Source organism: Candidatus Pelagibacter sp. HIMB123, assembly GCF_052048195.1.
Lineage (GTDB): Bacteria > Pseudomonadota > Alphaproteobacteria > Pelagibacterales > Pelagibacteraceae > Pelagibacter.
The window spans coordinates 1-25,331 of the sequence record NZ_JBNAIL010000021.1 but is presented as its reverse complement, the minus strand read 5'-3'; the positions used below and the strand labels follow the sequence as shown (position 1 = coordinate 25,331).

Annotated in this window: 27 protein-coding genes; 14 read left to right on the top strand and 13 right to left on the bottom strand. The window is 29.1% G+C overall.

Annotated elements, in window-relative coordinates:
• The coding region (gene rsmI / locus ACTTBL_RS05500) for a 16S rRNA (cytidine(1402)-2'-O)-methyltransferase (RefSeq protein WP_440643968.1) at positions 1–429 on the bottom strand (429 nt) is incomplete at its 3' end.
• A gap of 34 nt (positions 430–463) precedes the next feature.
• On the opposite strand from rsmI, the gene ACTTBL_RS05495 reads away from it, so the two are divergent.
• Positions 464–1,618 carry an ABC transporter substrate-binding protein gene (locus ACTTBL_RS05495; protein WP_440643967.1) on the top strand — a complete coding sequence of 385 codons (1,155 nt, stop codon included), beginning with the start codon at positions 464–466 and terminating at the stop codon, positions 1,616–1,618.
• On the opposite strand, the gene rdgB is transcribed toward ACTTBL_RS05495, so the two are convergent.
• Positions 1,602–2,204 (bottom strand): RdgB/HAM1 family non-canonical purine NTP pyrophosphatase, encoded by a 603-nt coding sequence (rdgB, locus tag ACTTBL_RS05490; protein WP_440643966.1) that lies wholly within the window; start codon positions 2,202–2,204, stop codon positions 1,602–1,604. The two genes, ACTTBL_RS05495 and rdgB, sit on opposite strands and share 17 nt — an antisense overlap.
• Positions 2,205–2,240: 36 nt before the next feature.
• On the opposite strand from rdgB, the gene ACTTBL_RS05485 reads away from it, so the two are divergent.
• The 7 genes from ACTTBL_RS05485 to ACTTBL_RS05455 all read left to right on the top strand — a co-directional run bounded on the left by ACTTBL_RS05485 (position 2,241) and on the right by ACTTBL_RS05455 (position 9,067).
• The gene (locus ACTTBL_RS05485) at positions 2,241–2,894 is read left to right on the top strand and encodes a nucleotide exchange factor GrpE (protein ID WP_440643965.1); all 654 of its coding nucleotides are present in this window, start codon (positions 2,241–2,243) and stop codon (positions 2,892–2,894) included.
• Positions 2,895–2,957: 63 nt separating this feature from the next.
• Complete coding sequence (gene dnaK, locus ACTTBL_RS05480; protein WP_440643964.1) at positions 2,958–4,883, top strand: molecular chaperone DnaK; 1,926 nt, start codon at positions 2,958–2,960, stop codon at positions 4,881–4,883.
• A 29-nt stretch (positions 4,884–4,912) separates the two neighbouring features.
• Positions 4,913–6,040 carry a molecular chaperone DnaJ gene (dnaJ, locus tag ACTTBL_RS05475; RefSeq protein ID WP_440643963.1) on the top strand — a complete coding sequence of 376 codons (1,128 nt, stop codon included), beginning with the start codon at positions 4,913–4,915 and terminating at the stop codon, positions 6,038–6,040.
• A gap of 36 nt (positions 6,041–6,076) precedes the next feature.
• On the top strand, positions 6,077–6,853 hold the full coding sequence (dapB, locus tag ACTTBL_RS05470) for a 4-hydroxy-tetrahydrodipicolinate reductase (RefSeq protein ID WP_440643962.1): 777 nt from the start codon (positions 6,077–6,079) through the stop codon (positions 6,851–6,853).
• Positions 6,853–7,506 (top strand): endonuclease III, encoded by a 654-nt coding sequence (nth, locus tag ACTTBL_RS05465; protein WP_440643961.1) that lies wholly within the window; start codon positions 6,853–6,855, stop codon positions 7,504–7,506. Before dapB ends, nth begins: the two co-directional genes overlap by 1 nt.
• Complete coding sequence (locus tag ACTTBL_RS05460; RefSeq protein ID WP_440643960.1) at positions 7,507–8,433, top strand: adenosine kinase; 927 nt, start codon at positions 7,507–7,509, stop codon at positions 8,431–8,433.
• A gap of 28 nt (positions 8,434–8,461) precedes the next feature.
• Positions 8,462–9,067, top strand: coding sequence for a 2OG-Fe(II) oxygenase family protein (locus ACTTBL_RS05455; protein ID WP_440643959.1), 606 nt, complete (start codon positions 8,462–8,464; stop codon positions 9,065–9,067).
• Positions 9,068–9,176: 109 nt separating this feature from the next.
• Here the strand turns inward: ACTTBL_RS05455 and ACTTBL_RS05450 are convergent, their stop codons facing one another.
• Complete coding sequence (locus tag ACTTBL_RS05450) at positions 9,177–9,740, bottom strand: winged helix-turn-helix domain-containing protein (RefSeq protein ID WP_440643958.1); 564 nt, start codon at positions 9,738–9,740, stop codon at positions 9,177–9,179.
• 13 nt (positions 9,741–9,753) lie between these two features.
• Between ACTTBL_RS05450 and ACTTBL_RS05445 the strand changes: the two genes are divergently transcribed.
• Positions 9,754–10,248: a L,D-transpeptidase family protein gene (locus ACTTBL_RS05445; RefSeq protein ID WP_440643957.1), complete on the top strand. Its 495-nt coding sequence runs from the start codon at positions 9,754–9,756 to the stop codon at positions 10,246–10,248.
• Here ACTTBL_RS05445 and ACTTBL_RS05440 read toward each other — a convergent pair.
• Positions 10,245–10,877, bottom strand: a complete 633-nt coding sequence (locus ACTTBL_RS05440) for a YggS family pyridoxal phosphate-dependent enzyme (RefSeq protein ID WP_440643956.1) — start codon at positions 10,875–10,877, stop codon at positions 10,245–10,247. The two genes, ACTTBL_RS05445 and ACTTBL_RS05440, sit on opposite strands and share 4 nt — an antisense overlap.
• 6 nt (positions 10,878–10,883) lie before the next feature.
• On the opposite strand from ACTTBL_RS05440, the gene ACTTBL_RS05435 reads away from it, so the two are divergent.
• Positions 10,884–11,402, top strand: a complete 519-nt coding sequence (locus ACTTBL_RS05435) for a thiamine phosphate synthase (protein WP_440643955.1) — start codon at positions 10,884–10,886, stop codon at positions 11,400–11,402.
• Between the two features lie 51 nt (positions 11,403–11,453).
• Here the strand turns inward: ACTTBL_RS05435 and ACTTBL_RS05430 are convergent, their stop codons facing one another.
• On the bottom strand, positions 11,454–12,425 hold the full coding sequence (locus ACTTBL_RS05430) for a porin (protein ID WP_440643954.1): 972 nt from the start codon (positions 12,423–12,425) through the stop codon (positions 11,454–11,456).
• A gap of 195 nt (positions 12,426–12,620) precedes the next feature.
• Here ACTTBL_RS05430 and ACTTBL_RS05425 point away from each other — a divergent pair, with 195 nt between their 5' ends.
• From ACTTBL_RS05425 to holA, 4 genes are read left to right on the top strand one after another with little or no spacing between them, the layout of a single operon-like run.
• Positions 12,621–13,166: a DUF3576 domain-containing protein gene (locus ACTTBL_RS05425; protein WP_440643953.1), complete on the top strand. Its 546-nt coding sequence runs from the start codon at positions 12,621–12,623 to the stop codon at positions 13,164–13,166.
• Between the two features lie 37 nt (positions 13,167–13,203).
• The gene (gene leuS, locus ACTTBL_RS05420; RefSeq protein WP_440643952.1) at positions 13,204–15,735 is read left to right on the top strand and encodes a leucine--tRNA ligase; all 2,532 of its coding nucleotides are present in this window, start codon (positions 13,204–13,206) and stop codon (positions 15,733–15,735) included.
• A complete protein-coding gene (locus tag ACTTBL_RS05415) occupies positions 15,736–16,191 on the top strand; it encodes a hypothetical protein (protein ID WP_440643951.1) in 456 nt (151 codons plus the stop codon).
• Positions 16,188–17,168, top strand: coding sequence for a DNA polymerase III subunit delta (gene holA / locus ACTTBL_RS05410; RefSeq protein ID WP_440643950.1), 981 nt, complete (start codon positions 16,188–16,190; stop codon positions 17,166–17,168). Before ACTTBL_RS05415 ends, holA begins: the two co-directional genes overlap by 4 nt.
• A gap of 2 nt (positions 17,169–17,170) precedes the next feature.
• Here holA and ACTTBL_RS05405 read toward each other — a convergent pair whose 3' ends face one another.
• The 8 genes from ACTTBL_RS05405 to hemH form a co-directional block, all read right to left on the bottom strand.
• Entirely contained in the window at positions 17,171–18,013 is an 843-nt protein-coding gene (locus tag ACTTBL_RS05405; RefSeq protein WP_440643949.1) for a ParB/RepB/Spo0J family partition protein, read from the bottom strand.
• Entirely contained in the window at positions 18,013–18,807 is a 795-nt protein-coding gene (locus tag ACTTBL_RS05400; RefSeq protein WP_440643948.1) for a ParA family protein, read from the bottom strand. Before ACTTBL_RS05400 ends, ACTTBL_RS05405 begins: the two co-directional genes overlap by 1 nt.
• Positions 18,808–19,455, bottom strand: coding sequence for a 16S rRNA (guanine(527)-N(7))-methyltransferase RsmG (locus tag ACTTBL_RS05395; protein ID WP_440643947.1), 648 nt, complete (start codon positions 19,453–19,455; stop codon positions 18,808–18,810). It abuts the gene before it with no gap.
• Positions 19,455–21,326, bottom strand: coding sequence for a tRNA uridine-5-carboxymethylaminomethyl(34) synthesis enzyme MnmG (gene mnmG, locus ACTTBL_RS05390; protein ID WP_440643946.1), 1,872 nt, complete (start codon positions 21,324–21,326; stop codon positions 19,455–19,457). Before mnmG ends, ACTTBL_RS05395 begins: the two co-directional genes overlap by 1 nt.
• 116 nt (positions 21,327–21,442) lie before the next feature.
• A complete protein-coding gene (mnmE, locus tag ACTTBL_RS05385; protein WP_440643945.1) occupies positions 21,443–22,810 on the bottom strand; it encodes a tRNA uridine-5-carboxymethylaminomethyl(34) synthesis GTPase MnmE in 1,368 nt (455 codons plus the stop codon).
• A 62-nt stretch (positions 22,811–22,872) separates the two neighbouring features.
• Positions 22,873–24,141, bottom strand: a complete 1,269-nt coding sequence (gene rho / locus ACTTBL_RS05380) for a transcription termination factor Rho (RefSeq protein WP_440643944.1) — start codon at positions 24,139–24,141, stop codon at positions 22,873–22,875.
• A gap of 66 nt (positions 24,142–24,207) precedes the next feature.
• A complete protein-coding gene (hemJ, locus tag ACTTBL_RS05375) occupies positions 24,208–24,642 on the bottom strand; it encodes a protoporphyrinogen oxidase HemJ (RefSeq protein WP_440643943.1) in 435 nt (144 codons plus the stop codon).
• 3 nt (positions 24,643–24,645) lie between these two features.
• Positions 24,646–25,331: ferrochelatase (gene hemH / locus ACTTBL_RS05370; RefSeq protein WP_440643942.1), on the bottom strand; the 686-nt coding region annotated here is incomplete at its 5' end.

The following is a 25,331-nucleotide window of genomic DNA, read 5'->3' as shown; positions in this document are numbered from 1 at the left end:
ACAAAACAAAAATTTATCTGAAAAACCACTAATTGAAACAGCTGCAGCAACAGCCGAAGGTCCAGGAATGGGAAATATTTTAATTTCGTTATTAATACACTCATTAACTAAAATTGAACCAGGATCAGAAATACTAGGCGTACCAGCATCTGATATCAAAGAAATTATTTTTCCAGATTTTAGATACTCAATAATTTTTACTACATTTTTTTTTTCATTAAATTTATGATTTGAAATTAATTTTGATTTTATTTGATATTTATCTAAAAGGTTTTTTGAAACACGAGTATCTTCACATAAAATATAATGGGAGTGCTGTAAAACCTCAATCGCTCTTAAAGTGATATCTTTTAAATTTCCTAATGGAGTTGATACCAAATAAAGACCATTTTCGTATTCTTTTAATTTAAATTGTGGTTTTATGATCATAATTTAGCTTAAAAAATATTATACTAGCACCAAAATGATCAAATTAATTAAAATTATTTATTTTATTATTTTAAGTTTTTACTTTCTATTTTTACCAAATGTTAATGCTAAAGAAAAAATCAAAATAGGATTATTGGTGCCTATGACAGGAGAAAATAAAGAGATTGGTGAGTCTATCATTAAAGCAGTTGGATTAGCGGTCAAAGACATTGATAATGATCTGATAGAAATCTATCCAAAAGATACGGCAACTAAAGCTAACCAGACTTTAAAATCAGCATTTGAATTAAGCGAAATGGGGATAAAAATTGTTATAGGCCCTGTGTTCTATGAAAGTTTAACTTATTTAGATGAAATGAAGGATTTAACTTTTTTATCATTAACAAACAAAACTTTAGATCTTCCAAAAAATGTAATCTCAGCTGGAATTAATTCTACATCACAATTTAATACAATAAAAAAATTTTTAGAAACTAATCAAATACAAAGAACTATTTTTTTAACACCAATCCAAGATTATGAATTTGAAGTTAAAAAAGGAATAAAAAATTCAAAAATTAAAATTTATAAAAATTACAAATATAATATAGAGCCTACAAAACTAACAAAACAAATAGAAGAAATTACAAACTACAGAATAAGAAAGCAAAATTTAGAGGATGAAATAAAAAGGATAAAAAATTCAAATGATCCAAATAAAGAAAAAAAAATAAAAAGACTTGAAAAAAGATACACTTTGGGTGGTCTAAATTTTGACGCTGTCGTAATTGCAGATTTTGACGAAAGTCTAAAAAGTGTATCTACATCACTTTTATATACTGATGTACTTCCAAAAAATAAATATTTTATAACTTTAAATCAATGGTTTGATGAAAGTTTGTTAAATGAAACTGATATTCAGCCTTTATATTATCCATCAATAAATAAAGAAAATTTTGATACCTACAAAATAAAGTACTATAACGCATTTAAAGAAGATCCTAGCCATTTGTCTTTATTGAGTTATGACCTTGTTGGCTTGGTTTATTATTTATCACTAAACTCAAATACAGAAAATTTAAATAAAATTTTTAAGAAAAAAAATTCATTCAAAGGTAAAATAGGAGTCTTTGATATTCAAAATAATAAAATAAATCATAAACTTAATTTTTATAAAATTGAAGATCAAAAACTTATAGAAATTTTCTAATTTTTTTAAAAGCTTGATATCTATGATCCATTTTATACTTTTGAGATGGCTTCATTTCTCCAAAAGTTTTTCTTTTTCTTAAAGGAATAAAAATTGGATCATAACCAAATCCATTTTTTCCTCTCGGTTTATCCGAAATATGACCTTCAACTTTACCTATTACGCAGGCAATTTTTTTATTTAAGAATGAAATAGAAAGTGCACAAATAAATCTTGCTTTAATTTTTTTGTTTTTCCAATTTTTGTCTTTTTTACTAAGCTCTCTATAAACTCTTCTTATAGCTTTGCTAAAATCTCCATGCTTTCCACCCCACCTTGCAGAATAAATTCCAGGACTTTTATTTAAAAAATCTATTTCCAAACCAGAGTCGTCAGCTAAACACAACAATCCTGTCTTTTTCGAAAAATATTTAGATTTGATCAGCGAGTTTTCTTTAAAAGTCTTACCATTTTCAACTGGGCTTCCAAGATTAAATGTAGATGTAGAATAAATTTTAATTTTTTTAGGCAATAAACTCTTGATTTCACGTAATTTACCCTTGTTATTAGTACCTATTAATAATTTATTTATTTTTTGTTTATGCATCTAGAAATTTAGAAAATGCTTACCATATAAGCGACTATGGAAAAAGAGGAAAACAAAAGCAGCACATCTGCGGATCAAAACCAGGATACAGTAAACGAAACTGAAAAACCTGAAGAAAATTTAACTAAAGGAAATAAGAAAGAAACAGACCAAGAACCCAAAGAAGAAATCAAAGAACCAACTCCTGAAGAAAAAATTGCTGAACTTGAAGATAAAGTGGCAAGAACTTTTGCTGAAATGGAAAATCAGAGAAGAAGATTTGAAAAAGAAAAAGAGGATGCTTTTGAATATGGTGGTTACAGTTTTGCTAAAGAAGCATTAAATTTGATTGATAACTTAGATCGGTCAAAACATGTTCTTGAAAGTGACGATAAGCTAAAAGAAACTGAAGCATTAAAGAAGACACTTGAGCATTTAGACATTATTAAAAAAGATTTAATCTCAATATTCGAAAAAAATAACATAAAACCTATTGATAGCCTTAACAAAAAACTAGATCCAAACTTTCATCAAGCAATGATGGAAATTGAAGACGATACGAAAGAACCTGGAACAATAATTCAGGAAATTCAAAAGGGCTTTACTATAAAAGATAGATTACTTAGACCCTCATTGGTAGGAGTGTCAAAAAAAGTTACAATTAAAGAAGAAAAAACTGAAGAAAATAAGGAAAATCTGGAAAATAAATAATTATGAGATCAACTTGTAGTTTCACATTTAAACCCTATATGATGAAAGAGAGACATTAATATTATGAGCAAAATTATCGGAATAGACTTAGGAACAACAAATTCATGTGTTGCCATTATGGAAGGAACACAAGCTAAGGTTTTAGAAAATGCTGAAGGAGCAAGAACTACTCCATCAGTTGTTGCTTTTACAGATGAAAACGAAAAATTAATTGGACAACCAGCAAAAAGACAGGCTGTTACGAATCCAGAAAATACTATCTTTGCAGTTAAAAGGTTAATTGGAAGAAATTTTGATGACCCAACTGTAAAAAAAGACGTAGAAGCTGCTCCATTTAAAATAGTTAATTCTGAAAAAGGGGATGCTTGGATTGAAGCTAAGGGTGAAAAATATTCACCTTCTCAAATATCAGCGTTCATTTTACAAAAAATGAAAGAGACAGCAGAAAAGTATTTGGGTCAAGCTGTAACAAAAGCTGTTATTACAGTACCCGCATACTTTAACGATGCTCAAAGACAAGCAACAAAAGATGCAGGAAAAATTGCTGGATTAGAAGTTTTAAGAATTATTAATGAACCAACAGCTGCATCATTAGCTTATGGTTTGGACAAAAAACAAAATAAAAAAATTGCTGTATATGATTTAGGTGGAGGAACATTTGATGTTTCTATACTAGAATTGGGTGATGGTGTATTTGAAGTTAAATCAACTAATGGTGATACCTTTTTAGGTGGTGAAGATTTTGATAATGCTGTTGTTGATTACTTAATTTCTGAATTTAAGAAAGATAATGGAATTGATCTTAAGTCAGATAAACTTGCTTTACAAAGATTAAAAGAAGCTGCTGAAAAAGCAAAAATTGAATTATCTTCTGCAGAACAAACAGATATAAATCTACCTTTTATTACAGCAGATAAAACAGGTCCAAAACATATTAATTTAAAAATGACTAGAGCAAAACTTGAAGCTTTAGTCGAGGATTTAATCTCTAGAACGATGCCTCCATGCAAAACAGCTCTAAAAGATGCTGGAATAACTGCTAGTGAAATTGATGAAGTGGTTATGGTTGGTGGTATGACTAGAATGCCAAAAGTAATTGAAGAAGTAAAAAACTTTTTTGGAAAAGACCCTAACAAAAGTGTAAACCCGGATGAAGTAGTTGCAATGGGTGCTGCTATTCAGGCAGGTGTTTTGCAAGGTGATGTTAAAGATGTACTTTTATTAGATGTAACTCCACTATCACTTGGTATCGAAACACTTGGGGGAGTTTCTACAAAACTGATTGATAAAAACACAACAATACCAACTAAAAAAAGTCAGGTATTTTCAACTGCAGAAGATAATCAGCCAGCTGTATCTATTAGAGTTTTACAGGGTGAAAGAGAAATGGCTGCTGATAATAAAGCTTTAGGAAATTTTGAATTAGTGGGTATTGCGCCAGCTCCAAGAGGGGTGCCTCAAATTGAAGTTACGTTTGATATTGATGCTAATGGTATCGTAAATGTTTCAGCAAAAGATAAGGGAACTGGTAAAGAACAAAAAATTCAAATCCAAGCTTCAGGTGGACTAAGTGATGAAGAAATTGAAAAAATGGTTAAAGATGCAGAAGCTAATAAAGAAGCTGATAAAAAGAAAAGAGAGTCGGTTGATGTTAGAAACCAAGCAGATACTCTAATTCACTCTACTGAAAAAAATTTAAAGGAGCATGGATCTAAAATTTCTGATGCAGAGAAAAAGGCAATTGAAGATGCTTCAATTGCTGTAAAAGAAGCTTTGAAAGGTGAAGATATTGAAGATATCAAGAAAAAAACTGAAGCTTTAGTTCAAGCTTCAATGAAACTTGGAGAAGCAATCTATAAATCACAACAAAGTACAAAACCTGAATCTGGAAAAGATGATGGTGGAGATGATGCGGGTAAAAAAGACGAAAATGTTGTTGATGCTGATTTCGAAGAAGTAAAAGACGAGAATAAAGAAAAAAGCGCTTAAACTGACATTTAATTGTCTGGGGTAATTTGATGGCTAAAAGAGACTATTACGATGTCCTAGGCGTTAATAAAAGCGCAAGCCCTGAAGAATTAAAATCTGCATACAGAAAGTTAGCTGTTAAATATCATCCTGATAAAAATCCTGGAGACACAAAAGCAGAAGAAAAATTCAAAGAAGCTAGTGAAGCTTACGGAATACTTTCCGATAAAGAAAAAAAGCAAAACTACGATAATTTTGGTCACGCTGCATTTGAAAACGGTGGTGGTAGACCAGGCGGTGGCTTTGGTGGTTTCAGTGGAGCTGATTTTTCAGATATTTTTGAGGATTTTTTTGGTGATTTCGGAGGAGGTGGAAGATCAAGAAGCAGGAAATCAAATAATAGAGGATCAGATCTAAGATATGATTTAACTATTTCTTTAGAAGAAGCTTACCACGGAAAAAAACAAGACATTAAATTCTCTACATCTGAGCAATGTGGAACTTGTAAAGGTAACGGATCTAAACCAGGTTATTCGCCTGATAGATGTTCATACTGTGGAGGTAATGGAAGAATAAGATCTAATCAAGGTTTTTTTACTGTACAACAAACCTGTCCTCAATGTAATGGAAATGGTGAAGAAATTACTAATCCCTGTAATGATTGTAATGGTCAGGGTAAAAAACAAGCATCTAAAAGAATATCTGTAACAATTCCAAAAGGTGTAGATGATGGAACAAGAATAAGACTTGCAGGAAAAGGTGAAGCTGGAACAAGAGGTGGAGCAACTGGAGATCTATATTTGTTTATTAATGTTAATTCACATAACTTATTTAAAAGATCAGACGAAAATTTATTTTTTGAATTCCCTCTTTCCTTGGCTGATGCAGCTTTAGGAACGACTATTGAAATTCCTACTATTGATGGTGGAAAAGCAAAAATAAAAATTCCTGATGGAACTCAGAATGGTAAACAATTTAGATTAAAAGGTAAAGGAATGCCATTTATGAGAAGAGGTGATTTTGGGGACTTATATGTTCAAGTTAAAACAGAGGTGCCTGTATATTTAAATAAAAAACAAAAAGAATTATTAGAGCAATTTAGAGAAATTGAAAACGATAAGTCAAATCCAAGTATTAAAAAATTTTTTCAAAAAGCAAAAGATTTCTGGAAAAACTAAAAGACTAATCTTTTAAAAAAGGTTAATATTATCTAAATGAAAAAAATTAATTTAGCTATTTCTGGTTGCATGGGAAGGATGGGTCAACAACTCATCAAATCCTCAAAGAAAAATAAAAATTTTAAATTAGTTGCACTTACAGAAAATAGATTATTAAATAAAAGATTTAATGGAATTAAACCTGAGTTAAATTCGGATAAAGCTTTCAAAAAAACTGATTTAATTATTGATTTTACAGTACCAAATTGCACTCTTGAAATATTAAAAATAGCATCAAAACTGAGGAAAAAAGTAGTAATTGGGACGACTGGATTTACTAGGAACCAAGAAAATCAAATTAAAAAATATTCAAAAAAAATACCTATTTTAAAAGCTGGTAATATGAGTTTGGGTGTAAATTTGTTAATGTATTTAACCGAAATAGCATCAAAATCATTAAATGATGAATACTTAAGTAAAATATTTGAAGTACATCATAAACATAAAAAAGACTATCCATCCGGTACAGCTCTAATGCTTGGCAAAGGAATTGCAGATGGAAAAAGTAAAAATTTATATAATTTAATTGGAAAAAAATTCTTAAATAAAAAAACTTTTCCTTATGGAAAAAAAATTAATTTTAACTCAATTAGAAAAGGTGAAATTATTGGTAAGCACGAAGTAAAATTCTCAAGTGGAAAAGAAATTATCACATTAAACCACGAGGCTTTTGATAGAGCTCTATATTCAGATGGAGCTCTAACTGCTTCGAAATGGTTAATGAAAAAAAAACCAGGTTTATATTCTATGAGAGATTTGCTTAACTTTTCATAATGAATGAAAAACAAAAAGCAAAAATAATTATTAAAACCCTAAATAAAATTTATCCCAAAGCACCTGTTCCACTTAAAAGTAAAAATACTTTCACACTATTAATTTCTGTACTGCTTTCAGCACAATGTACCGATGTAAATGTTAATAATGTAACAAAAGATATCTATCCTAAATACTATAAACCAGAACACTTTGTAAAATTAGGTAGAAAAAAAATTGAAAAATTAATTAAGAAGATTGGAATTTTTAGAATTAAAGCTAAAAGTATATACTTAATGTCAAAACAAGTTTTAGAAAAACATAAGGGTAAAGTACCCAAAACCTTTGAAGAACTTGAAAAATTACCTGGTGTAGGACACAAAACAGCAAGCGTAGTAATGTCTCAAGGCTTTGGATATCCAGCTTTTGCTGTTGATACTCACATTCATAGACTTGCACAACGGTGGGGTTTAACAAATGGGAAAAGTGTAATTCAAACTGAAAAAGATTTAAAAAGAATATTTCCTAAAAAAACTTGGTCTAAACTGCATTTACAAATAATTTTTTATGGTAGAGAATATTGTAAAGCAAGAGATTGTTATGGTTTAAAATGCAAGATATGCACTACTTGCTACCCAAATAGAAAAAAAACTGTTATTACCAAAAAAGCATAAATGAAAATATTAGGAATTGGAAACGCAATAGTAGATGTACTTTGTAGAGTGGATGATGATTTTTTAACAAAAAACTCATTAACTAAAAGTACAATGAAACTCATTGATGAAAAAGAATTTAATAATTTAATATCAAGTTTAAAAATTGAACAAACAATTTCTGGAGGCTCTGTAGCAAATTCTATTGTTGGATTATCCCAATTGGGTAACGAAGTTGGATTTATAGGAAAAGTTAATGAAGATAGCTTAGGTCAAAAATATGAAGATGGTTTGAAAAATGAAAAAGTAGATTATTTATACAAGAAAAAAAAAGAACAACTTCCAACAGGTACTTGCTTAATTTTAATAACACCTGACTCAGAAAGAACTATGTGCACATTTCTTGGAATAGCTGGAAAAATTAATGATACTGACGTAAATATTAAAGACGTTCAAAAAGCAGAAATCACTTTTTTAGAGGGTTATTTGTGGGATGAGGGAGAACCTAAAAAAGCATTTGATAAAGCCATAAGTAACTCAAACAAGGTTGCAATGTCGTTATCTGATTTATTTTGTGTAGAAAGACATAAAAATAATTTTCTAGAACTAGTTAAAAATAAATTAGATATTATTTTTGCTAATGAGCAAGAAATATTATCTTTACTAAACACAAAATCATTACAGGAAGTGATTTCATTTAGCAAAAATTTAAAAAAAAATATTATAATTACAAAAGGTAAAGATGGGGCTATGGCTATAATGAATAACGAAGTTTTTGAAGTAGAGGCACATAAAAATCTTGAGATAACTGATTTAACTGGTGCTGGAGATTTATTTGCTGCTGGTTATTTACATGGAATTGTAAACAAAATGCACATAAAAGATTGTTTAAAAAAAGGAACCGAATTATCATCAAAAATAATTCAAAAAATTGGAGCTAGACTTTAATAATAAATAGAAAAATTTAAATTTTATTATGAAAAACTTAGAGATTTTAAAGTTATTTCCAGAGCCTGTACTAAAATATAAATTTGAGAACTTTAATAATTTTAACAATGAATTATCAAATTATATTTATAATCTTTATGAAAATGATAAAGAAAAAAAAATTATTAAATCTAATGAGGGTGGTTGGCATTCTCCAGATTTTCAAATATCCCAAAAAGACACAATACAAAATAAATTTGCACTAGCACTTCAAAAATATATTTTAAATGCTTGTCAAAATCTGGGCTGGAAAACTGAAAACAAACAAATTCGCATTACTAGCATGTGGTCCATAATAAATAGAAAAGGTGATTTTAACGTGGCGCATACTCACCCAAATAGCTTTTTAAGTTCAGCTTACTATGTCAAGGCTCCAGAAAATTGTGGAAAGTTTCAAATTGAGAATCCAAACCAAGCAAAAAGATATTGGTATCCCGAGATTAAAAGTAAAAATGAATTAAATAAAGATTTTGTTTCTTTAAGTATAGAGGAAGGTGATTTACTACTTTTTCCAGGTTATCTTTCGCATAAAGTTTCAGTGAATCATTCTGATGAAGATAGAATAGTTATTAGTTTCAATGTTGATATAAGATAATTATTTTTTAATTTTCTTTATTCTTTTAAAACTACCCTTTCCTTTTTTTGGCTTTACTATTTTGTGCTTATATTGTTTTGTAAATAAATTTTTTGCTATAGGATTTTTTTTATTTAATTTGGTAGCCATTTTTTTTACTAATTATAAAACTATCATCTTTTAAGGTACTAAGAATTTTTTTTCTCAATCTATATATATGTGTTTCAACGGTATGAGTTTCTAAATTAGAGTGATAGCTCCACACATTTTCTTGTAATTCCTTTATACTCACAGGTTTTTTAACCTTAGATAAATAAATCACTGTATTAACCTCTTTTTCAGTTAATTTTAATTTCATATCTTTTAAGCTCATTTCTCTTGAATTTAAATCTATAAGATATTTATTTATTGTAATTTGTGACTGGTTATTGAATTGTTGTTTTATAAATTCAATATTTATTTTTTCTAAAAGTTTTGTAATTTTTATAGGTAATTTTTCAATAAATAATTGATTCTTTTCATTTAAATTATTTTTTTCACTAATAACTAAATAATTTTTTGTTTTTGATATTTCATCATTTAATTGATCTTCATTATTAACGTTAATAATCTTAAAATTTAAATCTAAATCAATCTCATCAAGAATATGGTACAATGAAATAAATTTATAAATTAATAAAATTTTATTATTCATATAGATTAAGAATATGATAATTACTGTAAAAAATAAACATACACTTCAGATAGATGATTTTCAGTTTAAATGCAGTATTGGGAAAAAAGGCATAGCACACAATAAAAAAGAAGGAGATCAAAAAACTCCAAAAGGTAATTATAGAATAGGTGATCTTTATTTTAGAAGTGATAGATTAAGTAAACCAAAAACTAGATTAAAATGTATTAAGATTAAGAATCATATGGCTTGGTGTGATGATATTAATTACCCAAAAAAATATAATAAATTAATTACTATCTCCAATAAAATAAAACATGAGAAATTAAAAAGAATAGATCAGAAGTATAATTTATTAATTCCTATTAAATATAATTTTGAGAAACCTATTTTAGGATTAGGTAGTTGTATATTTATACATCTTACAAGAGATTACAAACCTACTGGAGGGTGTATAGCATTAAGTCAAAAGGATTTCTTGATAATGTTAAAAATTATTAAAAAAAACTCAATAATAAAAATTCTTTAGGATCTACTGCCAAATATACTTGAGCCAATTCTTATAAATGTTGCTGAATTTTCAACAGCTTTTAAATAATCCCCTGACATTCCCATACTTAGTTCAGTAAAACCAAAACTTTTATTTAGAGCATCCATTTCTGTGAAATAACTAGTAGGGTCTAAATTCTCTGGTGGAATACACATTAGACCAATTAAATCTACATTAATACTTTTGCAAATGGAAACAAGATTGGTTAATTCATTTTTATTTATTCCAGATTTTTGATTTTCATCACCAATATTTACCTGAATAAAAATTTTTATTTTTTTATTTATTTTTTCCCCTTCATTCGCAATTTTTCTAGCAAGTTTTTCACTATCTACAGAATGAATATAATCAAACAATTTTACAGCAAATTTAACTTTATTTGTTTGTAATTTGCCAATCATGTGCAAATTTAATTTTGAATTTTTATTTTTAATATCAGTCCATTTCTCAACAGCCTCTTGAACCTTATTCTCTCCAAAATGGGTATGACCGTGATCTACTAACGGTAAAATTTTATCAATTTTAAAAGTCTTTGATACCGCTATAATTTTTGCACGTTTGTTGATTTTAGTTTCTATATCAAATAAATTTTTAACTGTATTATCCATTTTAATATGAAAAATAAATATTACTTTATAAATAAATTCGACACAAACAATATCGATAAGCAGTCTAAAGAAACAATAATAATTTATCGTAATTATACCCCTGAAAAAGTTGATGAAAAACAGATTTTAAAAATCAAAAATTATTGTAAAAAAAAGCGATTAAAATTTTATCTATCAAATAATATTAAGTTAGCTGTTAAATTGAAATTTGATGGGGCGTATATTCCATCATTTAATAAAAGTATGAAGCACTTGTCTTATTCATTAAAAAAAGATTTTAAAATAATTGGTTCAGCTCATAACCTGAAAGAAATTAAAATAAAAGAAAAACAGAAAACAAAAAAAATATTTTTATCATCTTTATTTAAAAAAAATAAAAATTTTTTAGGTGTAAATAGATTTAAACTACTATCTAAATTAACGAAAAAAGAAATTGTTGCTTTGGGTGGAATTTCTAAAAATAATACAAAAAAACTTAGCCTGTTAAATAATCCAGAATTTGCAGGTATTTCTTATTTTGAATAAAAAAAAGGCCCCTAAAAAGGGGCCCTTTTTATAATTTAAATCTAAATTAAATTAGAACGCAAATGTAGCTGATAAAGCCCATCTTTCTTTATCACCAGTAGTTGCAGATTCAGTTGTAGTATTACCTACTGCTGAAGCTTCAAACTGAGAAGCAGATAATGTTACACCACCAGTTGTGTATGAAACATTGATCTTGCTAACTTCTTCGTCAGTGCTCGCATCTTCAGTTTCGATTGTCTCTTGACCGTATGCGATTGATAGATCATCACTTACTGTGTAAGCAACGTTCCATGAAGAAATTTCTTCATCTAAACCATCTGCATCAGTATCATATGCACTTTCAGTTTGTGAATAACTTAAAGTGAATGAACTGTAAGCATATGATGCTTTCATAGTAGTATGCTCTTGCTCTGAACCAATAGTTTCAGTTTCACCAACAGCGTAGTCAAGTGTTAAACCTTCAACACCTGCATAACCGATGTGGTAAGCAGTAGCAGATCCACCACCAGCTGATCCTGGAGAGTAAGATGCTTTAACAGTTAAATCATCTAATACTGAAGGAAGTGTATACAACATGCTGTTGTTTCCAGCTTCTGATGATCTGATATCCGTAATACCTGAACCGTTGTCCCATGCATCACCAGCAGCAGTAGTATCAATAGCTGATTGAGCAGAAGATCCACCCTCACCAGAGAATACTAAAGTTCCTAAAGTGTCTGAACTTACAGTTACAGAGTGACTGTCAAACGGAGAGTTTTCCTCTCTTGCAGCTTCACTTAAAGTTGTATCGTCGTCTTGGTCAAGAACGAAAGATAGTGTTACATTCATACCATTGTCTAACTCACCAGAACCTGTGAAAGTTAACTGGTTACCCATTGTCCAAGATTTACCTGAAGCAGTTTTCGATGTATTTTTTAAACCGATACTTGCTCCACCAGATACTGACATTTCGCCAGCAACTGCAGAAGAAACTACAAGCGATCCCGCAAGTGCAGTTAATCCTAGTTTTTTAAAGTTGTTCATATTAATTACTCCTTTAATTTAATGTTAATTATTAATAATAAACACGTGAACATTAACATTCTTGAGACATTTTTTGCTTAAAAGTGATTAATTCTGCTAAAAAGATACATAGTGTTGTATTTATGCATCACTTTTTTTACTTAATTTAGCTATATTTTTGATTAAACCTTAAATTATTATTGTATAAGCATCAAAATGTTCAAGACTATAGTTATTATAATATTTTCTAGCTTTTTCCTAATATCTTGTAATGGAAAATTTCCGGGAGCTGATGCTAGAAAATTCCCAGCAGATCCAGCAAAACGTGTAGAACAAAATTTAAAAGAGGGACGTGGATTTACTCTTAACGAAGCCTTTGGCAGTGGCGGTAGTGGAGGAAAATTCGAATTTGCAAGTTCAAATCCATTATGGAGAGCCTCTTTAGATGTTTTAGATTTTATGCCTTTAACTTCTGTAAATTATAGTGGAGGAATTATAATTACGGATTGGTATTCAGATGTAAATAAACCCAATGAAAGTATCAAGATAACTATTAGATTTTTATCAAATGAAATTAGGTCGGATTCTTTAAATGTAAAAATTTTTAGCCGAAATTGTTTAAATAGTTTAGTAAACTGCAAAATTGTTGAAACAGACAAAATATTAGTAAAAGAAATTAATAAACAAATCTTAAAAAAAGCTGCGCTTTATGAAAAGGAAGATTTGCTTAAAAAAGGAAAAAAAAGAAAAAGACCAGAATAAAATAATATTCTAATTTTTTTAAGTTTATAAAAAAGCCGTGGAAAGATATAATTTTAAATCCGTTGAAGAAAAATGGCAAAAACTTTGGGAAAAAGAAAAAACTTTTTCTACAAAAGTAGATAAAAATAAAAAAAAATTTTATTGTCTAGAAATGTTTCCTTACCCTTCAGGGAAAATTCACATGGGTCATGTAAGGAACTATGCAATTGGTGACGTTCTCGCCCGATATAAATTGTTACAAGGTTTTAATGTCCTTCATCCGATGGGTTGGGACTCTTTTGGAATGCCCGCTGAAAATGCTGCTAAACAAAATAATTTAGATCCCAAAATCTGGACTGAAACAAATATATCGAATATGAAATCTCAACTTAAAAAATTAGGTTTATCAATTGATTGGGATAGAGAAATTTCAACGTGTTCAGAAGAATATTATAAACATCAACAAACTTTTTTTCTTGAGCTTCTAGAAAAAAAATTGGTTTATAGAAAAGAAAACTATGTAAATTGGGATCCAGTTGATGAGACGGTTCTTGCAAATGAACAGGTTATTGACGGTAAAGGTTGGCGGTCAGGAGCATTAGTTGAAAGGAAAAAATTAAGTCAATGGTTTTTTAATATATCTAAGTTTTCTCAAGATTTATTAGATGGTTTGGATCAACTAGAAGATTGGCCCAATAAGGTAAAAACCATGCAAAAAAACTGGATTGGAAAGTCCTTTGGATGTGAAATTGATTTCAAAATTGAAGGTGAATTACCTGTTAAAAATATTAAATGTTTCACTACAAGACCAGACACTTTATTTGGTTTTTCATTTATAGCATTATCAACGGACCATGAGATTTCAAAATTTTACAGCAAAGAATCCGACTTTATCAAATTCAAAGAAGAATGTTCAAAAACTGGTACTACAGAAGAAGCGATCGCCGTAGGAGAAAAAATTGGTTTTAAAACAGATCTCCAGGCAATAAATCCTTTAAACCCTAATCAAAAAGTTCCAGTATATTTTGCAAACTTTGTTCTAATGGATTACGGTTTTGGAGCTGTTTTTGGATGTCCAGCACATGACCAAAGAGATTTTGATTTTGCAAAGAAATACAATCTTGAAATTAAAACTGTTGTAAAACCACAAAATGAAAATGATAACTTTACAGTTCAAAATGAAGCGTATCCTGGACCAGGCACTTTAATCAACTCTGATTTTTTGAATGGTCTTCAAGCACCAGATGAATCTGTAATTGAAACAATTAAAATTTTAGAAAAAAAAAAATTAGGAAAAAAACAAATTAATTTTAGACTAAAAGATTGGGGAGTATCCAGACAAAGATATTGGGGTTGCCCCATACCTATTGCTTATGATGAAAATAATGAAGCTCACCCAATACCAAAATCTATGTTGCCTGTTAAATTGCCAGAAAATATTGATTTAAATGTAAAAGGCAATCCACTAGACAATCAGAAAGATTGGAAGGAAATAGAAATTGATGGAAAAAAGTACACAAGAGAGACGGATACGTTAGATACATTTGTTTGTTCTTCTTGGTATTATTTAAGATTTTGCTCACCAAAAGAAGAAAGCTATGGATTTAATAAAGAAGAAATTGATTATTGGCTACCTGTTGACCAGTACATTGGCGGAGTTGAACATGCAATACTTCATTTACTCTATTCAAGATTCTTTATGAGGGCTATTTCATATGAAAACAAAAACTTTGATATAAAAGAACCATTTAATGGACTTTTTACTCAAGGTATGGTTTGCCATGAAACTTACAAAGATAAAAATAATAACTGGGTAAGTCCTGAAGATATTGAGACTATTGAGGGAAAGAAGTTTTTAAAAAAAGACAAATCAAAAATTACTGTTGGACCAAGTGAATCTATGTCCAAGTCAAAAAAAAATACTATAGATCCAGAAAATATAATTTTAAATTATGGTGCCGACGCTGCGAGATTATTTATATTATCAGACAGTCCACCAGACAAAGATGTACAGTGGTCCGAAGAAGGTATTGCTTCATCTTTTAAATTTATACAAAAATTGTGGAGTCTAAATTTAAAATTTTTAAATCAAATAAAACAAAATCACAGTAAAGACAGTGATAACGAAATAGAAAAAAATACAAATTTATTTATTAAAAAAATCACTGAAAATTTAGAAAATTTTAGTTACAATAAAATAGTTGCGAATTTACATGAGTTATATAGCTTTTTTTCTAAGCAAATTGAGAAGGAATATAAAAAAGACACATTAATTAAGAATTACAAAAAAATACTAATTATAATGTCTCCTGTAATACCTCATTTTGCAAACGAATGTCTTCATAATATTGACTCTAAAGAAAATTCTTGGCCCAGCTATGACGAAAATATTTTATATGAAGACAAAATTAAAATTGTTGTTCAAATTAATGGAAAAAAAAGAAGTTTGTTGGAAACTAAGCCAGGAATTTCTGAAGAAAATGTGCTTAAATTAATTAATAATGATAAGACACTATTAAAATACTTAAATAACACAAATATTAAAAGAAAAATTTACGTAAAGGATAAATTGATTAATTTAATAATATAAATGAGAAAAAAACTTTTTATTATTTTTATATTTATATTTACTTCAGCTTGTGGCTTCACTCCATTATACAATGACAACAATAAATCTAATTATAATATTTTAATTTCTGATCAAAAAGGAGATCAAATTTTGAATGATTTAATTATTGAAGAAATTAAAAGAATATCAAATTCCCAATCTAAAGATAATTTATTTTTAACAATTGATACAAAATATGAAAAAAAAATAATTTCAAAAGATACAAAAGGTTCAGCATCTGAATATGAGTTAAGTGTTTTTACTTATTTTTCAATTAGTGGGCTTGGAACAGAGCAAAAATTTTTACTAAAAGAAAAACAAAATCTTAAAAATATTTCAGATAAATTTGAACAAAAAAATTACGAAAATATAATAAAAAAGAATTTTGCCTCATCTTTAGCAAGAAAATTAAATTTAGAAATACTTAAAAGAAAATGATTTTAAAGTCTTATGAAATAAATAAGATTAATCTTGATAATCATAAAATTGTTTTACTATACGGAAAAAATGAGGGACATAAAAATGAAAGTATAAGATTTATAACTAACAAAAGAGTCAAAAGCATTAATTATGAAGAAAAAGAAGTTTTAGAAAACACAACAAACTTTTTAGAGAGTATATCTACGGTCTCTCTATTTGATAATGAAAAAATTATTTTAATTAAAAGAGCAACAGATAAAATTTTAAAAATAATTGAAGAAATAAGCGTTAAGGACTTAAATGATACTAAAATAATTATAGACTCAGATAATTTAGAAAAAAAATCTAAACTTAGAAAATTTTTTGAAATAAATAAAAATTATATTTGTGTTCCTTTTTATCCAGATAATGAACAAACACTTGTCAAGTTGGCTTATAATTTTTTTAAAAACAAAAAAATTTCAATTGCGCAATCTGAAATTAATCAAATTGTAAATAAGTGTAATGGGGACAGACAAAAATTGAATACTGAATTAGAAAAAATTGAGTTTTATGTAAAAGGTGGTAAAAAACTTACCTCAGAAAATTTATCGAAATTAATAAATTTAAATGAGAATTACAGTGTTATAGAACTAGTAAATCATTGTCTCGCTAAAAATAAAATACAAATAATTAAAATACTTAACGAAAATAATTACTCAAATGAAGATGGTATTCTAATTTTAAGAATCTTTTTAAGTCAATCAAAAAAAATCCTTGGGCTTTTAAGAGAATATGAAAAAAATCAAAATATAGACCTAACTATTTCATCTGCTAAACCACCAATATTCTGGAAAGATAAAGAAATAACTAAAAAACAGATATCTGGATGGAAACAAGAAAATTTGAAAAAATTGATTTATGAAATAAATAATATTGAACTTTTAATCAAAAATAACATAAATTGTTCAATTAATTTAATTACAGATTTTATTTTAGCAAAATCTGTATCTTAAAATTAATAATTAGATTTAATAATATCAATAATCTTATTTAATTGATCTAAGTCTTTATACTCAAAAGAAATTTTTCCCTTATTTCTATTATTATTTTGTATATCTACATTTATACCAATTTTATTAGAAATTGAGAGTTCTAGTGCAATAATATTTGAATCTTTTGTTTTGTTTGATTTTATTTTTTTATTTTTAAAAATTTTTACAAATGTTTCAGCTTGTCTAACGGATAGTTTTTTTTCTAAAATTTTATTTGCTACAAAGCTTGCATTAGGAAGACCAACTAAAATTTTAGCATGACCTGCAGTAATTTTTTGTGTCTCAACCAACTTTATTACATCCTCAGGCAATGTTAAAAGTCTCAATGAGTTGGTTATATGGCTTCTACTTTTACCAATAAATTTTGACACCCTCTCTTGGTCATATGAGAAATCATCAATCAATCTTTTGTAACCTTGGGCTTCTTCCAGTGGATTTAGATCATGTCTTTGAACATTTTCAACAATAGCGAATTCTAATGATTTCAAATCATCAGCCTCCGTTATTATAACAGGTACATTATGAAGACCTGCTCTTTGAGCAGCTAACCATCTTCTTTCACCAGCAATTATTTCAAACTTTGATCTATCATTATTTAAATTTCTAACAATTATAGGCTGTATCATTCCTCTTTCTTTAATCGAATTGGTTAGATCTTCTAAACTAGCTTCGTCAAATATTTTCCTTGGTTGATATTTATTTGGCACTAAATCACTAATTGATACTTGATTTTTTTGAGTCTCTACTTTTGTTTCTCCTATCAATGAAGATAATCCCCTACCTAAACCTTTTTTAATTTTGTCCATTAAGCTGCACTCCCTATTGTTGCTTCTTGACTCATAAACTCGTCGGTAAAGCTAAAATATGATTTACTACCCGGACAGGTCTTGTCATAAATCAAAACTGGCATACCATGGGAGGGTGCTTCTGATAGTCTGACATTCCTTGGTATGACAGTTGAGTAAACTTTTTCACTAAAATAATCCCTAGCTTCTTTCTCAACTTGTGATGAAAGCTTATTTCTTTTGTCGTACATAGTTAAAAGTATACCCCTGATTTTCAAATCTGGATTTAAACTTACTTTTATCCTTTCGATTGTTTTCATTAGCTGTGTTAATCCTTCTAAAGCAAAAAATTCAGTCTGAAGTGGTACCAATAGAGAGTTTGAACTTACAAGTGCCATAACTGTCAACAAGCTTAACGAAGGCGGGCAATCGATCAAGACATAATCATATAGTCTTCTAGAATCGTTTAAATATGCGGTTAATTTAGTCTTTAGTATAAAAGCCCTATTGCTGTCATCAGCCGTCTCTACTTCTAAGCCCGATAAATCTACATTAGATGTTATAATATCTAAGTTTTCAAACTTTGTTTTTTTAATTACATCACTAATTTCTCTAGTTCCATTCAAAACTCCATAAATTGTATCGCTTGAGTTATCCATATTAGATAATCCTAGACCTGTGGTAGCATTACCTTGTGGATCTAGGTCAATTACTAAAATTTTTTTATCTATTTGAGATAAACCTGCTGCAAGATTTATCACCGTAGTAGTTTTTCCAACCCCACCCTTTTGATTTATTACTGAAATAATTTGCATTTAATTTTTTTTTTTTTTAATTTTTTTAATATTTATTAAAAATGAGTCTTCACTTGTTAAACTTTTCTTTTCTATATACTCCAGCTCCCATTTTTTTTTTGATTTTTCAAAAATTTTTTTTCCACTCTTGCCCATAAAAAAAATTAAATTTTTATATTTTGAAAATTTTTCATATACTAATTCCAAAACTACTGGCATTGGTTTAAATGCTCTGGACATTATTGTTCCTGTTTCTAAATTTTTTATTTCAAAAATATTTTTTTGAAAAACCTTTGTGTTTAAATTTAATTTTTTTGAAACTTCCTTTAAAAAATGGCTTTTATGATAACTTTTTTCATAAAGGTGCACATTCATATTATTTTTCATATTTTTTAGTATAATTGCCACGATTATACCTGGCATACCCCCACCTGAACCTATATCTGTGGTTGTATTACTATTTAAGTCAACAAAATCAATAATTTGTGCTGAATCTATAATATGTCGGTCAATTATAGCTTTTTTTGATGCTGTATTTTGGCTAATTATGTTTATTTTTTTATTTTTTTCAAGAATCATAGATATATAGTTTTCAAAATCCAAAAATGTTTCACGTGAAACATTTAAGTGATTGATTCTAGAATAAGAATTTAAAATTTCTTGATCCATTAAGCTATATGCTTAATAGACTTTCTTTTAACATGTGACAACAAAATATATACAGCCGCAGGAGTTATTCCGTCAATTCTTAAAGCTTGACCCATTGTTTTGGGCTTTATTTCTTTAAATTTTGCTTTTACCTCGTTAGATAAACCTGATAGTCCTTCATAATTGATATTATCTGGAATAATTAGGTTTTCGTCCCTCTTAAATGCTAAAATATCAGCTTTTTGTTTCTTTAAATACCCCCTATAATGAGCATTGATTTCCACCTGTTCATCAATTTCTTTGCTAAAAAAGGGTATATCGGACCATATTTCTCTAATTTTACTCATATTCACCCCTTTTTGAGTTAAAACTTCACTAGATGATCTCAATATTCCGTCTTTTGCTATTTTAATTCCAAATTTCTCAGCTTTAGAGGGTGAAATCTTGGAATTTCTCATTTTTAAATTTATTTGACTAATTTGTTTGAATTTGCTCAAATATATTGCTTTTCTCTCATTACCTATTAGACCAATTTCTATACCCTTTGCAGTTAATCTTTGATCAGCATTATCAGATCTCAAACTCAATCGATATTCTGCTCTTGATGTAAACATACGGTATGGCTCTGCCACTCCTTTAGTCACCAAATCATCGATCATTACTCCAATGTAGGCATCAGATCTATCAAGTATGAATGGTTCCAATTTTTTAACAGACAAGGCGGCATTTATTCCAGCTATAAGACCTTGTGCAGCAGCTTCCTCATATCCTGTTGTCCCGTTAATTTGACCTGCAAGATAAAGATTTCTTATCTTCTTGGTTTCGAGAGTTAAGAAAAGTTCACGTGGATCTATATAATCATATTCAATTGCATATCCTGGTCTTAATATAGTAACATTCTCTAAACCATTGATATTATTACATATTTCTTGTTGTACATCAGCTGGGAGTGATGTCGATATACCATTTGGGTAGATTGTGTAATCATTTAGACCTTCTGGCTCTAAAAATATCTGGTGACGAACTTTATCTGCAAATTTTACTATCTTATCTTCTATAGACGGACAATATCTTGGGCCTACCCCCTTTATACTACCCGAGTACATAGCGCTCTTTGATAAATTCTTTTCTATAATGTTATGAACCTTTTCATTTGTATAAGTCATTCGACAAGATATTTGTTTATTTAGATTTTTTTTAGTTAAGAATGAAAAAAAATAAGGATCGTCATCTGCGAATTGTTCTTCTAAGTTTTCAAAATTAATTGTCCTAGAATCTAACCTTGGTGGTGTTCCGGTTTTTAATCTTCCAATTTTAAAATTATATTTTGCTAATTGTTCACTCAATCCTGTAGAAGGTTTTTCATCGTATCTTCCAGCAGGAGTTCTTTTATCACCTATATGTATCAAACCATTTAAAAAAGTCCCTGTTGTGAGTATTATCTTCTTAGATAGAACTTTCTTACCTTCTTTAGTTTCAAATCCACTTATTGAATTTTTATCAAAAATAAACTTTACTACAGGGTCAGAAAAAACGTTTAAATTACAATAGTTTAGCAATATTTCTTGCATATATTTACGATAAAGTGATCTATCGGATTGGGTTCTTGGTCCTCTAACTGCTGGTCCTCTACTTCTATTTAACAATCTAAATTGTATACCTGATTTGTCTGCTACATCTCCCATAACACCATCAAGGGCATCTATTTCTCTAACCAAATGACCTTTACCTAAGCCTCCTATTGCCGGGTTACAAGACATCTCACCGATAGTTTCTATTTTATGAGTAAATAGGGCAGTGTTAACTCCAAGACGAGCAGATGCTGCTGCAGCTTCACATCCAGCATGGCCTCCTCCAATTACAACTACATCAAATGACAAATCATTTTTCATAATCCAAATCTATATGTGATTATATAATTTACAAGATAGGCTTAATTTTTTGTAAATAAGCTTTATTTATCAACGTTTTTTGATAAAAAAGTGAAAAAAACCAGCAAAATAGGGTATTACTTGCCGATACAAAAATCGTTGAAAATACTACCTAATATCTCCTCTACATCAACTTTTCCAACTATCATACCTAAATGTCTAGTAGCTAATCTTAAATCTTCTGCAGCTTTATCAAAATCTTCGATTTCTTTTTTTTGATTAAAGTTATTTAGATGATCCAAACACTGTTGCAGATGTTGTCTGTGTCTCTCTCTTGTAATTAAAATATCATCACTTGATATAAACTTATTTTTTAATTTTTCTTTGATTGCATTTATTAGATTAACTAAATTTTCTTCTTCTTTAATAGACGTATGAATAATATTTATATCTTTAAGATTTTTTCCTAAATGATTAAACCTAAAATAATTTCTTATACCGGGAGGTCTGCCTAATTTAATATCTGATTTATTCAGTACTACTATTGTATTTTCAGAGTTAGAGTCCTCTAAAAATGGCTTAAAATCCAGATTTTCTGGGTGTAAAACTACTATTTTTAGGTCTGACTCCTCCGCTTTTTGAAGCGCTAATTTAATACCTTTTTTTTCGATCTCATCTTTAGAATCCCTTATTCCAGCCGTATCAGAAATGATGACAGGATAACCATCTATATTAAGATGAGTTTCAATTACATCTCTAGTAGTTCCAGCTATTTCAGAAACAATTGCAACATCACGATTAGATAAATAATTCATCAAACTAGATTTTCCAGCATTAGTGGGGCCAACTATAGCAATCTTAAAACCTTCTCTAATTCTTTCTCCAACTTTTTGATCATTTAATATTTTTTTTATTTTTACCATTACCTCATCAGAACTATTTTTAATTTCATTCAAAATATTATTTGGCAAATCCTCATCTGGAAAATCTATTTTAGCTTCAACATGTGATAAAATTTTCAAAAGTTTTTCTCTTAAAAAATTAAATTGGTCTGCTGATTTTCCATTCATAATTTTAATTGCTTGTTGTCTTTGAATTTCTGTTTCTGACGAAATTAAATCAGCAATACTTTCTGCTTTAAGTAAATTTATTTTTCCATTTTGAAATGCTAATTTTGTAAATTCACCTGGCTCAGCTAATCTACAATTTTCAATATCTGAAAGAGAGGAGTGCAGGGCATCCACAACAGCCTTGCTGCCATGAACTTGAATTTCAGCCATATCTTCGCCTGTGTAGCTCTCAGGGCCAGGAAACCAGAGGATTAGTCCCTCATCAATCAGCTCAGAAGTGTTGATTTTATTGATTTTTCTTAATGTTGCTACTCTCGGCTTAGGTAGCTCCTTACCAGTTAAAAGTTGAATTACTTTTGAGGTGTCTTGTCCTGAAAGTCTTATTACAGCTACACCTGATATACCGGGACCACTCGATAAAGCATAAATTGTCATTCAAAGATTATATCTTCAAATTTATGTCTCTGTAAAACTTAAAATTGTAATGAAAAATTCTTTTAAGCTGGTTTATTCATTGAGTTAAAAAACTCAGCATTATTTTTTGTGTCTTTTAATTTTGAGTTAATAAACTCTATTGCATCCATGGTTCCCATTGGAGCAATTATTCTTCTAAGCACGTTCATTTTTTGTAGATCATTTTTATCAAATAATAATTCTTCTCTTCTTGTGCCTGATTTTGTTATATCAATCGCTGGGTATATTCTTTTATCTGCGATTTTTCTATCTAGTATTGTTTCGCTATTACCTGTTCCTTTAAATTCTTCAAAAATAACTTCGTCCATTCTACTTCCTGTATCAATTAAAGCCGTAGAAATAATTGTTAATGAACCACCTTCCTCAATGTTTCTTGCTGCACCAAAAAATCTTTTGGGTCTTTGGAGTGCATTTGCATCAACTCCCCCTGTTAAAACTTTACCAGAACTTGGTATTACTGCGTTATAAGCTCTTCCTAATCGTGTTATAGAATCTAACAAAATAATAACATCTTTTTTATGCTCGGTTAGTCTTTTTGCTTTTTCAATAACCATTTCTGCTACAGCTACGTGCCTTTGAGCTGGTTCATCGAAAGTGGAGCTAATTACCTCACCTTTTACTGTTCTTTGCATGTCTGTTACTTCTTCTGGACGCTCATCAATCAGCAGCACCATCAGGTAACATTCTGGATAATTTTTAGCTATTGAGTTTGCTATACTTTGCAAAATCATTGTTTTTCCAGCCTTTGGTGGCGAAATAATTATAGATCTTTGCCCTTTACCGATTGGGCTAACTAGATCAATAAGTCTTGGGGTTAAATCTTGTTTTTTTTCAACTTTTGTAGTTTCAACTTCCATCACTAACTGTTTATCAGGATAAAGTGGAGTTAAGTTATCAAATGCAATTTTGTGTCTTGCTTTTTCCGGTTCTTCAAAATTTATTTTACTTACTTGTAATAATGCAAAATATCTTTCTCCCTCTTTCGGCGCTCTAACTGGCCCCTCAACAGTATCTCCAGTTCTAAGTCCAAATTTTCTAATTTGACTTGGGCTTACATATATATCATCTGGTCCTGGAAGATAATTTGACTCCATTGCTCTTAGGAACCCGAAGCCATCTTGTAATAGCTGTAAAACACCTACGCCAGTAATTTCCTCTTTTTCCGCAACCTTCTTAAGAATTGCAAAAAGTATTTCCTGCTTTCTTAATGTGCTAGCATTTTCTATGCCAAGCTCTTCGGCCTGCGTAATGAGCTGTTCAGATGATTTTAATTTTAATTCTTGAATATTCATGATTAATTTTTTGATAAGAACTTATCAGATAGGCTTAATATATATGCTGCTGCTATGATTTCAACCCTAGATTGGCTTAAAAATAGCTAAAAATATAACAATAATCAAGATAACCGTTGGTATTTCATTAATTATTCTAAAAAATTTTGCAGATTTTGTATTTGTATAATTTTTTAAAGCGGAAAGACATTTTCCTAAATAATCGTTATATGCTGATAACAATATAACCAGGACAATCTTTATTTGAAACCATAATTGAGAAAAAATATCTATTCCATTAAGATAAATTAATACTAACCCAAAAACCCAAGTGAAAATCATTGCGGGTCGCATAATGTAAAAAAATAATTTTTTTTCCATCACCTCAAATATATCAGTTGCTTCTTTTTTCTCTTTATTTTCAACATGGTAAACAAAAATTCTAGGAAGATACAAAAGACCAGCCATCCAAGAAACGACCGCAATTAAATGCAAAGATTTAAATAATAAATACGAATTCATATATCAGATATTTCTTTCAATTAAGGACTTAAGTAAAACTATGTGATCATTATTATCATTTAAGCAGGGGATCATATCAAAATTTTCCCCACCTGAATTTAAAAAACTTTCTTTGGCTTGAATTTGTATTTCTTCTAAAGTCTCAACACAATCTGATGCAAATCCTGGGCAGATTGTAAGAACTTTTTTAACACCCTCTTTGGGTAAATTTTCTAAAGTCTTGTCAGTATATGGTTGAAGCCATTCTTGTGGGCCAAATCTTGACTGAAATGTAGTTTTAATCTCAATTGAAGTAAATTTTTCTGAAATAAGTCTTGTCGTTTTATGACAATAACAATGGTAAGGGTCACCCTTATCAAAATATTTCTTTGGTATCCCGTGATAAGAGGCCACAATTAAGTCTGGTTTCCAATTAATTTCTTTTACTTTCTTATCAATTGAATTAACGAGGGCATCAATGTAAAGCGGGTTGGATTCGTAATGAGGAATTATTTTTAAAGAAGGTTGCCATCTCATTTTCATCAAAGTTCTGTATACTTCATCACAAACAGTCGCCGTTGTGGCTGCTGCATATTGAGGATACAGAGGAAGTATCACTAAATTTTCACAGCCCATTTTATGCAATTTATGAATCTTGCTCTTAATACTTGGATTTCCATATCTCATAGCAAAATCCACGACAATATTTT